This is a genomic window from Bosea sp. NBC_00550, from assembly GCF_026020075.1.
Taxonomy (GTDB): Bacteria; Pseudomonadota; Alphaproteobacteria; order Rhizobiales; family Beijerinckiaceae; genus Allobosea.
This window is the reverse complement of record NZ_CP102772.1, coordinates 3,444,612-3,457,618: the sequence shown is the minus strand read 5'-3', so window position 1 is coordinate 3,457,618 and position 13,007 is coordinate 3,444,612. Positions and strand designations below refer to the sequence as shown.

The 13,007-nt window shown below is 68.5% G+C and carries 9 protein-coding genes; all 9 read right to left on the bottom strand.

What is annotated here, in order from left to right; translation table 11 throughout:
* Positions 1 to 12: 12 nt before the first annotated feature.
* The 9 genes from NWE53_RS16590 to NWE53_RS16550 all read right to left on the bottom strand — a co-directional run bounded on the left by NWE53_RS16590 (position 13) and on the right by NWE53_RS16550 (position 12,987).
* Positions 13 to 1,317, bottom strand: a complete 1,305-nt coding sequence (locus NWE53_RS16590) for a glycosyltransferase family 4 protein (protein ID WP_265050478.1) — start codon at positions 1,315 to 1,317, stop codon at positions 13 to 15.
* A 2-nt stretch (positions 1,318 to 1,319) separates the two neighbouring features.
* Positions 1,320 to 3,506, bottom strand: a complete 2,187-nt coding sequence (locus NWE53_RS16585) for a glycosyltransferase family protein (RefSeq protein WP_265050477.1) — start codon at positions 3,504 to 3,506, stop codon at positions 1,320 to 1,322.
* 2 nt (positions 3,507 to 3,508) lie between these two features.
* On the bottom strand, positions 3,509 to 4,276 hold the full coding sequence (locus tag NWE53_RS16580) for a hypothetical protein (RefSeq protein WP_265050476.1): 768 nt from the start codon (positions 4,274 to 4,276) through the stop codon (positions 3,509 to 3,511).
* Entirely contained in the window at positions 4,273 to 5,520 is a 1,248-nt protein-coding gene (locus NWE53_RS16575) for a glycosyltransferase family 4 protein (RefSeq protein WP_265050475.1), read from the bottom strand. Before NWE53_RS16575 ends, NWE53_RS16580 begins: the two co-directional genes overlap by 4 nt.
* Positions 5,517 to 6,347, bottom strand: a complete 831-nt coding sequence (locus NWE53_RS16570; RefSeq protein ID WP_265050474.1) for a class I SAM-dependent methyltransferase — start codon at positions 6,345 to 6,347, stop codon at positions 5,517 to 5,519. Before NWE53_RS16570 ends, NWE53_RS16575 begins: the two co-directional genes overlap by 4 nt.
* Entirely contained in the window at positions 6,344 to 8,635 is a 2,292-nt protein-coding gene (locus NWE53_RS16565) for a glycosyltransferase (protein WP_265050473.1), read from the bottom strand. Before NWE53_RS16565 ends, NWE53_RS16570 begins: the two co-directional genes overlap by 4 nt.
* 150 nt (positions 8,636 to 8,785) lie before the next feature.
* The gene (locus tag NWE53_RS16560; protein ID WP_265050472.1) at positions 8,786 to 9,580 is read right to left on the bottom strand and encodes a calcium-binding protein; all 795 of its coding nucleotides are present in this window, start codon (positions 9,578 to 9,580) and stop codon (positions 8,786 to 8,788) included.
* Positions 9,581 to 9,880: 300 nt separating this feature from the next.
* Complete coding sequence (locus NWE53_RS16555) at positions 9,881 to 11,236, bottom strand: HlyD family type I secretion periplasmic adaptor subunit (protein WP_265050471.1); 1,356 nt, start codon at positions 11,234 to 11,236, stop codon at positions 9,881 to 9,883.
* Positions 11,233 to 12,987 carry a type I secretion system permease/ATPase gene (locus NWE53_RS16550; protein WP_265050470.1) on the bottom strand — a complete coding sequence of 585 codons (1,755 nt, stop codon included), beginning with the start codon at positions 12,985 to 12,987 and terminating at the stop codon, positions 11,233 to 11,235. Before NWE53_RS16550 ends, NWE53_RS16555 begins: the two co-directional genes overlap by 4 nt.
* Between the last annotated feature and the right edge of the window lie 20 nt (positions 12,988 to 13,007).

Here is a 13,007-nt window from a genome sequence, read left to right as displayed (position 1 = left end):
GTGCTGTTGGCTTCAGGCGATCATCGCGGCGGCGTCGCGCCGCACCGGCGCTGGCTGACCCCGTTCGGCGATGAGGCGGCGATAGAGCTCGAGATGCGTTCCGGCGCATTCGACATGGCTGAGCGGGCGCTTGATGCCGCCGCGCAGCCGGTCCCAGAGCTTCGGCTCGGTCAGCGCGCGGGTCATGCAGTCGACGAGATCCTCCGGGCTGCCGGAGCGGAAATGCAGGCCGTCGACCTCGTCGGTGATCTTCTCGGCCATGCCGCCGAGATTGCTCGCCAGGATCGGGCGCCCGTGGAAGAACGCCTCCTGGATGACGATCGGCGAGTTCTCCCACCAGACCGAAGGCATCACCACCCAGTCGACCGAGCGCATCAGGTTCGGCATCTCGTGGTTCTGGAAGGCGCCGCAGAAGCGGACGCGGCGCCCGGCGCTCTCGACCAGCTTGGCGAACTTGTCCTGATAGGCCTGCGGCTGGCGTTCGAGGTTGCCGCCATAGACCAGCAGGATCGCATCGTCGTCCCAGAGCGAATCGGGAATGCGGGTCACCGCGTCGATCAGCACGTCGGCGCCCTTGTAGGGCGTGAGCTGGCCGAAATAGGCGAAGCGCGAGCGCCGCGTCTTGCCCTCGGGCAGGGCGCGCGGCGGGGCGGGCGCGGCGACGTCGATGCCGTTCTCGATCACCGAGAAGCGCTCCTCGGCCAGGCCCCAGTCGGTGAAGCGGTCGGCGAGGAAGCGGCTTGGCGAGACGAAGTGGTCGGCGAGGCCCAGCATGCCCTTGATGAAGGTCTCGCGCGCCAGGAAGCGGGCCGGCGAGATGTCCGGGAAGCAGGCGTTGCAGTCGGTCGGCGAGGACCGGTAGCAGAGCTTGAAGGCGCCGGTCTTCACCATCTGGCCGTGGTGGTGGCAGATGCTGAGATATTCGTGGAAGGTCACGACGATCAGGGCGTCCGGCAGGGTGTCGCGCACCGCGAACAGGCATTCGAGCCCGAGCCCGATGAAATGGTGGAAATGCACGACGTCCGGCTTCAAATCGTTCAGGACGCGCACGAAATCGCGCTCGATCTCTTCCGTCGCGCGGTTGGAGATCAGGAAGTGGTCGTAATCCTCGGCGTAGTAGAGCAACTCGCCGCCGCGCTGCCGCAGGCTCATCAGCGCCGTGCCGGCATGGCGGGGCGTCGGCGCACCGATGCGGGCGAGGTAGTGGGAATCGACGTCGGTGCTGGCCTGCAGACCCTTGTGCAGGTTGTAGGACGCCATCTCCGCGCCGCCTAGCGAGAGCGAGGGATGGCCGTGGGATATTACGAGAACCCGCATCCTCAGCCTTTCATGTTGGAGATGGCGAGCGCCCAGCGCCGGTCGAAACTCGTGCGGTCGGCGAGCTGGGCGAGGGTGCCGACATGCGGCGTCGCCATGTCGCCGTCATCGACCGCGTAGACCTCGACCTCCGGCACCCAGAGCGAGGGCGATCCCGCCATCCTGAGCTTGAGGCAGAGATCGAGCCCTTTCTCCGCCGTGGTGAAATAATTGCGCGCGAAACCGCCGACCTCGACGAAGGCGGCTCGCGAGAGCACGCAGCATTCGCTCGCTCCCGCTGCGACCTCCATTGGGCCGAGATTGCCGACCGCCTCCAGCGGATAGCCGACGAAGCGATTGGCGATGCGCCGGCTTGCGCCTTCGCCCTCCAGCCAGGCGCCGGCCCAGCGGATGGAATCGTCCTCGAAGAGCAGCGTCGGGCTGGCGACGCATTGGCCGCCGCGGGCGCGATAGGCCCGTTCGAGCCTGCCGAGCCAGCCGGGCATCCTGATCTGCGCGGCGCCCGACAACATCGCCACCGTCTGGAAGCGGCAGGCGCGGACGCCGGCCTCCAGCGCGTCGCAGGCATCCTCGACACCCTCGACGGCGACGAGGCGCACCGAGAGCCCGTAGAAGCGCGCGAGCCGGCGGGCCTCGGCGCCGACGCGGTCGAAGCTCTCGGAGGGTGCCGCAAGCACGATCGGCAGGGGCCGGACCTCGGGATCCATCGCCATCAGCGCGAAAAGCGCCGACAATTCGCGGTGGCGGTGGTCGAGTCCGACAACGAGGCCGAGCGCCGCCTCCGGATCGAAGGCGCCGACATCGACGGTTTCGACGGCGCGTGGCGGCGCGATCTCCGCCGCCTGCAGCGCTGGCGCGATCTGGCGTTCGACCACGGCGCTCGCGGTCGAGGAGCGCGGGTCGAGCAGGCCGAGGATGCGTTCCAGCGTGCGCCGCGCCTGGCCGCGATTGGGTTCGAGCGGGAGGAAGGCCGGGCCGGTGCCCTGGACCTCGAAGGCGAGGTGGAGCGGCTGGCCGGGTTCCGGCACGAGCTTCGGCGCGAAGACGATGAAGCCGTGGCTGTTGCGCCGCGAGGCCAGGGCCGGGCCGAAGCGCGGGTCCTCCATGAAGGCCGCGGTCACGTCCGGTCGCTGCACGCGCGTCCAGAGCCGGTCGACGGCGCAGGACTGGCTGCCGCTGCGCAGCGTGACGGCATCGACCCTGCGCTCGGGATCGAAGAGCCAGCCGATGATCAGGACGCCGGTGTTCTCGACGATGGTCACGGCGTCGATGCCGGCGCGCACGGGATCGTCGAGCAGGCAGACGGTGTCGCGGCCATCGAAGCGCTGGGAGGCGCGGCGCAGCTTGTCCGCGGTGGCCTGCGGGGCCGTGCCGCGCTGCAAGCCGTCGCGCAGATGGCCGGGGACGGTGATCGGGTCGAGCAGGACGTAGCGCTCATAGACCTCGAGCGCGCGCCAGCCGTCATTGCCGCGGAAATACAGCCGCTCGATCTCGCCGGGATGCTGAGCGTGGCAATCCTCGAGCAGGCCGTAGAAACCGCGGGCGCCCTCGCCGAGATCGTCGCGCTCGAAGGTTCCCGCTTCCAGATTGGCGGGGGAGAGGCCGCCATGCGCGATCAGGAGCTTGATCCGCCCGGCCGCGAAATGGGAGGTCCAGCCCTGCAGGAAGATGCCGTCGCCATCGAGCGAACCCATCACCTCGACGAAGCCGCCCGGCCGGGCGACGGTCTGCAGGAGCATGGCGACCGCCCGCAGGCGGCGCGGATTGGCGGCGCCGGTCAACAGCACTTCGAGCAGGCCGTCGACGACGCTCGGAAAGGCCTGGCCGGCGTCCTCGGCGAGCTCGGACAGGAAGGCCTGCAGCGGCAGCGGCTTCGGCGCCAGGATCAGGCGCAGGGGACGGCCGGGGCGGCCGATCAGGAGCGCGCCGTTTCCATCCTTGTCGACGGTCGGCGCCGGGGCGAGGCAAAGGAAGCCGGTCGCCGCCGAGGACTCGGCCTGGGGCCGGCGCCAGCTCAGGACCATGGTCTGTGCGCGGTTGCGCGGATTGCCGTCGACCGCGACCGGGACCTTCGCGGGAATCGCGTCGCAGGCGCTGCGGACGAGGATGGCGTTCTCGCCGAGCGGCGTCCAGGCGATGGTCGGAGCCGGGCTGATGGCAGTCCTTTCGGGAACGATGACCTCGCTCATCGTCAGCCTCCCCAGATCGTGACGGCGAGCGTGACGAAGGACATCACGGCGGCGAGCCCCGACAGGAAGCCGAGGATCACGGTGACCTGCCGCAGCGGCGCGCGGGCCTCCTTGCGAATGGCGGTCAGGCGTTCGTCGAAGGCGCGGAGCGTGCCGTCGAAGCGGAGCTGGAAGACGTCGAGCTCGCCGAGGCGCCGCGCGATCTCGCTCTGCGTCTCGGCATCCATCTTGGCGGCCTCGGCAAGCGCGTGGCTCTCTTCGAGACGCGCGGCGATGCGATCGAGCTTCTCGCTCAGATCCTTCTGGGCGAGCTGCCCGCGCCGGTTCAGCGCGATCAGTACCTCGACCTTGTCGAAGAAGCGCGCGAGCGGCACGGCGATCGCCGCCTCCGCCGCCAGCTCGTCCGCTGCCGGCAGACGCAGCTCCAACTGGGTCCCGGTCGTCGGCGAGACGCCGATGACCGTAAGGCGCGCGCGCGCCGCGACCAGCGCGTCGTCGAGCTCCATCGAGAAGGCGTGCTTGCCGTCGCCGATGCCGTTGCGGCGCAAATCGATGCGGCTCTGGTCGGCCTTGATCTCGCGGGCGAGCTTGCCGTCGCAATAGAGCTTCACCGTCATCGGCTGGTCCGGGCGGGTTTCGTCCCAGATCCAGCCATGCAGGCGGTTGCCGTCGAGGGCGTCGACCCGTCCGTTCAGCCGCGCCGGGTTGATGGCCGGCGAATCAACGCGCGGCAGGCGGATTTCGTTGTCCTGTTGGGGCGCTGTGGTCATGCGGCCTCCGCAAGCTTGAGGCTATCGAAGAGGGCGAGATGGCGGCCGGCGCATTCGGCGAGCGAAGGCTGCGCGGCGATGCCGTCGACGAGGCGCTGCCAGAGACCGTCCTCGTCCATCGCCCGGCGCATCGCGCGGGCAAGCGCGGCCGGGTCGCCCGGCCGGACATGGAGCCCGTCGATCTCGTCGCGCACCATCTCGGCCATGCCGCCGATATTGCTGACGATCAGCGGCCGGCGATGCTGGAACGCCTCCTGGATGACGAGCGGCGCGTTCTCCCACCAGATCGAGGGCATCACCACCCAGTCGACCTCGGCCATCAGCGCCGGCACCTCTTGGCGGCGATAGGGGCCGCAATGGGTGACGACGCCTTCGGTCGTAGCGAGGGCGGCGTCGAGCGCCGTGGTGAAGGCTTCGCTCTGGAACGGTGCACCGCCATGGATGCGCAGCGAGAAATCCTTGTCCCCGGCTGCGCGCAGCAGCCGCGCCGCCTGCAGCAGCGGCAGCACGCCCTTCCAGGGGTTGAGATTGCCGAAATAGCCGAAGCTGACGCGCCGTTCCGCGCCGTCCCGATGCGGAGCCGGCTCCTGGGCCGGGCGCGCATTGGCGATGACCTCGATCTTCTCGGCCGGCAGGCCCCAGTCGGCGTAGCGCTGGCGCAGGAAGCGGCTGGGAGCGACGAAGCGGTCGACCGCGGCGAGATGCGTCTTGATGAAGCGCTCGCGCAGCAGGAAGCGGTCGGAGCCGATCTCGGGAAAGCAGCCATGGCAGCCGGCGGGGGAGGCGCCCGAGCAGCGCTGCCGGTCGCCGGGCCGCACCATCAGCCCGTCATGGTGGCAGATCGAATAATAGTCGTGCAGCGTCATCACGATCGCCGCCTCCGGCAGCAGCCGGCGCGCCAGCGTCAGGAACTCCGCCCCGATCAGCACGAGATGATGGACATGGATTACGTCCGGCCGGAACTCGTTCAGCAACGTTCCGAGGTCCTGCAGCGTGCCGTAATGGTCGATCTGACTCAGGTGGAAGCGGTCGAAATGCCCGCTCCAGAGCACGACATCCTCGCCGACGGATTGCAGCGCGGTGCCGGGATGGGGCTGGCGGTGGATCGCATTGGTGGCGCCGAGAAAGAGCACCTCGCAGCCCTGCTCGCGATAGGCGCCCGCCAGGTCATGCGCGAAGATCTCTGTCCCGCCGGGATGCAGCTCGGGGTGGTTGTGCGCGACGACGAGGATGCGGCGGGTCATCGGCCGCCCCCCGGTTTCGTCGCGATCAGCACGTCCTGGTAATGCGCCGCGCTGATGCCGCGCCAATGGCCCGGCCGCAGGTTCTCGACGGTGAGCCCGGCCTGCGCCGCCTGCTCCAGCAGGAAGGCCGTATCGATGCCGGCAGCGGCAAGCGGCGCCTCGTCGATGGCGTACCAGCCCGGCCCGTCCTGCCAGCGCTTGAACGACAGGCGTTCCAGCCCGGTGCTGCCATCGATGGCGAAGGCGGTCAGGAAGAGGCGCCCGCCCGGCGCCAGCAGGCGCGCGGCCTCCTGCAGATAGACCACGAGTTCGTCGGGCGGCAGATGCGTGGCGACCGAGATCATCGTGATGAAATCGAAGCTGCCGTTGGCGAAGCCGAAACGGACCTCGATGCCCGGCAGCGAGCCCTGCGGGTTGTAGAGGGGATGGGCGATGTCGAGGCGCTGGAAGCGGAAGCGCGGATAGGCCGGCGTGATCGTCTGGGCGCACCAGAGAATGCCTTCCATCACCGGGTCGACGCCGTCATAGCTGCCCCGTGCGGGGTCGAGATATTGCGTCAGCGGCACGGCCATGCGGCCGATGCCGCAGCCGATGTCGAAGACCCGCTCGTGCGGCTGCAAACGGCCGATGCGGATGAAATGGCCGAGGAATTCGGCGCCGATGGCGCGATAGTCGCCATCGCCGACGAAGATCGAATCCGGCGGCGGGTGCGGCATGAAGCGGTTGGTCTGCAGCGAGGCCAGCAGCCAGTCGAGTTCCGGCCCCGCAGGGCCGCTCGCGGGCGCCGGCTCGGGCGCGATCTGTCTCAAGGCCGTCATTGCCGTCATGCCGCGGTCGCTCTCCTGAAGGTGAAGCGGGGGGCGAGATTCGGCTCGCTCGGAGCCGGCTCGTGGAGCGCGGGCTCCGCCGCCGAGGTCTCGAAGGCCTGCATCAGCGCATCGATCTGCGCGTCCCAGCGCCGCGTTTGCAGCCAGGCATTGTGCTGGGAGGCAGCGCCGCGCGTGTAGTCGACGCTGCGGGCGATGGACTGCCGCTCGAGATGATAGAGCGCGACACCGGGCGCATAGACGATGCCGAAGCCGGCGCGGCGGACCTTGAGGCAGAGATCGCTGTCCTCGTAGTCGCCGATCACATAGCTCTCGTCGAAACCGCCGAGCTCGGTGAACAGCGCCTGCGAGATGACGATGCAGGCGCCGGTGACGCCAGGCACCGGGCGCTCGACATTGGCCGGCGCATAGCCGCCCGGCATGCCCTTGAAGTAATGGTGGTTGAGCCAGGTGCCTTTACTGTCGCGCTTGAAGTAAAGCCCGGCGTGCTGCAGCGAGCCGTCGTCATAGAGCAGCTTGGGCCCGACGGCGCCGACCCGGCCGCGCCGGTCGAGTTTCTCGATCAGGGCCGGCAGCCAGCCGTTTTCGGCGGGGATCACATCGGAATTGACCAAGGCGAGCGCCTCGCCGCGGCCCTGCCGGGCGCCGGCATTGCAGGCTGCCGAGAAGCCGCCGTTGCGCCCCATCACCACGAGCCGCATCGGCAGGCCGTAGGCGAGGAACAGCCCGCCGAGGAGATGGGCGACCTCCGCCTCGTGCTCGGGTGAATCGAGCACGTAGATCAGCTCGGCATTCTCGACGAACCAGGGATCGCCGGCGAAGGCGGAGACCTGCACGCGCAGGAAATCGTAAACGCGGTAGAGCGGGATCACGACCGAGGCCTTCGGCCTTGCCGTCGCCCGCCCGTAATCCTTGACCACAGGCTCCGGCCGGTTTTCCCGCAACTCGTCCTGGCAGGCGGCGAGGATCGGGGCGAGCGTCGCCTCCAGCATCGCGGATGTCAGGTATTGCGGCGGGATCGCCGACAGCGCCTTGGCGCGGATCGTCGTCGCGTCGGCCGGCTGCACCGGCGGGCGCAGCGTCAGCGTCGTGCCGGATTTCAGCTTGATCTCGCAGCGCGGCTGCAGCACCGGCGCGCCGGCGGCATAGTCCGAGGCGAAGGCGGCGAAGCCCGTGGCGGCGCGCGTCTCGCCTTCCGCGCCCGTTGGCAAGCGCACCGGAAAGCGTTGCAGGCGCGAGAGCATGGCGATCGGCTCGCCGGCGCCGCGATGCAGCAGCACCTCCTCGAGCAGATCGTCGGGATCGCGCAGCCAGCCGCCGATCAGCAGGCCGGCGCCGTTGCAGACCGCCAGATCGAGCTCGGCGGCCGGGAGATCGTCGTTCCGGCGGACATGCTGGACGGCGAGCGGAACCCGGCGCTGCATCTCGACGGCCAGCAGCCGGCCCTGCTCGGACAAACCCGCGAGCTGCTCGACCACCCAGTTGCGCAGGCCGTCGCGGCTCGCCGCCTTGCCGGCCCACCAGCGGCCGAGCGACGGCGCCGCCTGCCGCCCAGGGAGAGCGCGGACGACGAGAGAGCGTTCGCCCTGGAGGATCAGCAATCCGCCGCCGCGAATGGGCGGCTCTTCCAGCACGAGGTGAAGCTCGCGCTTGCCGCTGCGATCGGGCGTGCCGAGGCGTGAGCCGAGGTCGAGGCGGGCGAGGCCGGCGCCGTCGAGGCGCGAGGCCGTGCGCAATTCGCCGAAATCGGCCGGGACGATGGTCTCGAACAGCCACCGGCCCTCGACGAGCGCCGCGGTCGGCTGCATCGCGGCGGGCTTCGGAAACAGGGTCAGCAGAAGCTGGCGCAGAAAGGACAGGTAATTCGGAATGGCGGAGAGGCCGAACAGAGGCGGCCAAGCCCGCACGAGTGCATTGGCCAATGTCAGCCGAGCCTGCGGCGCGAGCTCCTTCAGAAGTTCGCGGGGATCGACCAGCCCATGGACGAGCGCCGGGTCGAATGCTGCTGTGACATCGCCCTGCGGGCCGTGGTCGGACAGGGTCGCGACGATGTTGTCATGGCCCGACGAGCGGAAGGCGATCGCGAGCCGTTCGCGGCCATCGCGCAATCCCAGCGAGACCGATGCCGCCGCAAGACGACGGCCGCCTCCCGTCAGCGCAATCGACGGCTTGCCGAAGGGCGAGGCCTCCAGCGTCCAGCAGAGCAGGAAGACCGAGCCGCCGAGGCGGTGGAGCTCAAGCTGGGTCGGGGCAGTCACGGCCATGGTGACGGGCGCAAGTGAAAGCATGGAGGCATCCCTGCGGCACGGAGGGTCCTGGGGGCGCACCTCGCGAAAGCGGAGGCCACTTTCCCGGGGAGCGTTGCTGCAGAACGGAGATCGGGCACGGATTCTGCCCGCCCGGCCGTTTCCAGCCGGGCGGACGGAACTCTGGATCGATCAGGCGACTGAGAAGTACGAGTTCGGATCGGCCTGGACGTCTTCGGCCGACACGCCGACGAGCGTCAGGGTGTCGCCATGGCCGAGGTCGATGACGGTGTTGCCGCCGACCGAGGTCGCACGCGCAGCCACGTCCTCGGCAGAGGCCACACCGGTGCCGTTGATGTCGGACGCGATCTGCAGGATGTCCGAGCCGGCCTCGAAATCGAGGACGACGTCGTTGCCGCCGCCGCCGGCGAAGACGAAGACGTCGCTTCCGGCGCCGCCATGCAGCGTATCGTTGCCGGCACCGCCGAACAGCAGGTCGTCGCCCGCGCCGCCCTGCAGGATGTCGTCGCCGGCACCGCCGTAGAGGACGTCGGCGCCATCGCCGCCCTGGAGGACATCGTTGCCGATGCCGCCCTGCAGGATGTCGTCACCCGGACCGCCCTGCAGGATGTCGTCGCCTTCGCCGCCGATCAGGACGTCGTCGCCGGCGTTACCGCGCAGGATGTCGTCACCGGCGCCGCCGGTGAGCACGTCGTTGCCCTCTCCGCCGAACAGGGAATCGTTCCCTGCGTCGCCCGACAGGACATCGTCGCCGAGCCCGCCGAAGAGGATATCGTCACCCTCGCCGCCGAACAGGGCATCGTTGCCGCCGTCGCCGTAGAGCAGATCGTTGCCCTCTTCGCCGAAGAGCGAATCGACCTGATCCCCGCCCTTGACGATGTCATCACCCGCTCCGGCGAGGATCACGTCGCTGAATCGACTTCCAATCAAAAAGTCGTCGAATGCACTTCCTTCGATCGTCGCCATCCGGCACCTCCTAGGCGATCTGGTGAACCCGAACCCCTTGGCGGCGAAGCCGCCGAAAATGGAAGTTCAGGAACGGTTCCGACAGCTCCGCATAGTCATGCTGTCGCTCGACGATCTAAGAATTACTCAATGAGTGCGATGCAGCAAGGCTTTTATTGTGACGATTTTGCGATGCAGCACAGTTTAGCCTTTATTTTATAAAGATTATTCTTTCGATGATTGCGTGAATATACTTCCAAAATTGAAATATGAAGTCGAGCGTACGAGATGCCGCCGCGGTCGATGCCGCGCCGCGCCCGGTCAGTCCTCGCGGAAAGCACGATTGAAGCTGTCGGTGAAGGGCGAGATCAGATAGTCCACCGCCCGGCGTGCGCCGTTGACGATCATGACCTCCGCGGTCATCCCGGCATGGAGCGGGACCTTGTAGGCGCGCAGGCTCTCGGGATCGATCTCGGCGCGCACCACGAAATAGGGCACGCCGGTCTTCTCGTCGACGAGCTGGTCGGGGGCGACATAGGTCACCTTGGCCTGCAGCGGCGGCAGCAGGCGCGAGTTGAAGGCGGTCAGGCGAACGCGCGTGCCGGAGCCGACGCGAACCGCATCGATGTCGCGCGGATCGACCTTGGCCTCGACGATCAGGGGCTCGTTCTCCGGCACGATGTCGAGGATCGCCTCGCCGGCCGCAATCACGCTGCCGGCCGTCCGCATCCGGATATTCGCGACGATGCCTTCCTGCGGCGCGGTCACGATCAGCCGGCGGAGCACGTCCTCGGCCTGGACGATGCGCTCGGTGACTTCCGACAGCATCAGCTGCGCTTCCTGGATCTCCTTGGCGATATCGTTCTGGCGTTCCAGGCTGATCGACAGGATCTCCAGATTGGCGCCGGCCACGGCCTGCTCGGCCTTGGCCTTGCGCGCGGCGAATTCGCCGGCCCGGCCGGAAAGCTCGCTCTGCTTGGTCTGCAGCTCGACGAGCTGGCTGCGCTTGGCGTAGCGCTTCTCATAGAGCTCGCCGACCGTGCGGACCTCGTCGTCGATCAGCGAGCGCTGGTGGTTGGTCGCGTCGATCTGCGCCTTCAGCGCCTCGGCCTCGGCCTGGTGCTGCTCGATGACGCGCTGCTGGATGTGAACCTTGCCGTTGTGGACCTGGGCGCGCGACTTGAACAATCCGCGCTCGGCCCGCAGCACCTCGCGCGCGATCGGCGTCACCATCCGCTCGATGTCCTCTGGAAAGGCGACCTCGTTCGCCTCCGTCTGCTCGGCCCGCAGCCGGGCGAGCTTGACGTCCAGGCCGATGCGCTTGGCCTGCAATTGCTGCAGCTCGGCGCGGGCGCGGGCATCCTCCAGCCGCAGCAGCGGCTCGTCCCTGGCGACCCGCTCGCCCTCGGCTTTCAGCAGGGTCTTGAGAATGCCGCCCTCGAGATGGCTGACGGTCTTGCGCTTGCTGTCGACCGCGACGATTCCCGTCGCGACGGCGGCATTGTCGAGCTGCGCGGTCACTGCCCAGGCGCCGAAGCCGCCGAAGCCGACGCCGATCGCCGTGACGCCTGCCAGCACGAGGCTGCGCAGGCTCGGGACGCGCTCGTCCTCTGTCTCCGGCTCCGCCTGCGCCACGAGCGCATGCTCGGGGCGCTTGATCAGGGAACGTCCGGTCATGCCTTCACCTCGCGAATCGGGGTCGGTGCGGACGGCGCGTTGGCGGTGGGCTCCATCTCGACGCGGCCACCGGGCGTGATCATGCCGGCGATGGCGGCGCGCGGGCCGAATTGCTGCACCCGGCCTTCGCGCAGCACGAGGAGCTTGTCGACGACCTGCATCACCGAGGGACGATGGGCGATCAGCACGACGATCGCGCCGCTCTCGCGTGCGGCGGCGATGGCGCGGATCAGGCTCTGTTCGCCCTCAGCATCGAGATTGGCGTTGGGCTCGTCGAGCACGATGAGGCGCGGCGAGCCGTAGAGCGCCCGCGCCAGGCCGATCCGCTGACGTTGGCCGCCCGAGAGGTTGAAATCGCTGTCCGCGACATTGGTGTCGTAGCCGAGCGGCAGCCGGCCGATCAGCTCGTGCACCCCGGCGATGCGGGCGGCCTCCAGAATGGCGTGGGGATCGGGCTCGCGCATGCGGGCGATGTTCTCGGCGATCGTGCCGTTCAGCAGCGAGACCGATTGCGGGAGATAGCCGACCATGGCGCCGAAGGAGCCGCGCTCCCACAGGAAGGTGTTGTGGCCGTCGAGATAGACGCCGCCGACATTGGGCTTGAGGACGCCGACGAGCAGCCGCGCCAGCGTCGATTTTCCGGCGCCGGACGGGCCGACGATGCCGAGCACCTCGCCCGGCTCGAGCGAGAAGGAGACGCTCTTGATCACCGTCTGCTCCGAGCCCGACGGCGCGAAGACGACGCGGTCGACCACGAGATCGCCCTGGCAGGCCGGGGTCGGCACCGTCTGGCGCTGCGAGGTGCGCGAGAGAACGAGTTCGCGTACGCGCTTCCAGGCGGCGGCGGCCAGGACCCATTGCCGCCAGTCCGTGATCATCGAATCAAACGGCGCGAGCAACCTGCCGAGCAGGATGCTGGCGGCCATCAGCGTGCCCGCGGTGACTTCGTTGCGGATGATCAGCACCGCGCCTGTCGCATAGACGGCCAGCTGCATCGTCATGCGTGAGGAGCGGGTCAACGCAGCGATGAACTTGCCGCGGCGCGTGCCCATGTCGAGCTGCTCGATCATCGCCAGCTGCTGGGCGCGCCAGCGCCGGGACAAAGCGGGCAGCATGCCCATGGCCTCGATCGTCTCGGCATGGCGCAGGCTGGCGCCGACTTCGTTGATGCTGGCGACGCCGGCCTCGTTCGCCTCCTTGAGCACCCTGCGGGTCAGCATGTCCGACATCACGCCGAGCAGGAGCAGGATGATCAGCGAGGCCACGCCGACCAGCCCGTAGACCGGGTGGAGCGCGAACAGGACGGCGAGGAAGACCGGCGACCAGGCCGCCTCCAGCGGGGTCGCGATCGCGGAACTGGCGATGAAGAAGCGGATATCGTTGAGGTCGCGAATCGCCTGGGTCGCCTGGCCGGAGCCCTGCTCCAGCGATGAGCTCACGGCTGCCTGCAATGCCGGCAGATTGAGCCGGCGTGCAAAAATGCTCGCCATCGTCTGGAAAGTCAGGGAGCGGATGAACTCGACCGTTCCATAGAGGGCGAGCGCCCCGACTGCGATGACGAGCAGCATCGTGAGCGTGTCGTAGCTATGGCTGACGATCACCCGATCCTGAACCTGCATCATGAAGAGCGGCACGGTCAGCAGCAGCAGATTCACGCAGAGGCTGAGGAACGCCGCATAGCCGAGGCCGCCGACGAAGGACCGCTGGAGACTCCGTATCAGAACGTCGGACGCTGGCTTCACCGCCTTCATGCATGTCTCCAGGAGTGAGA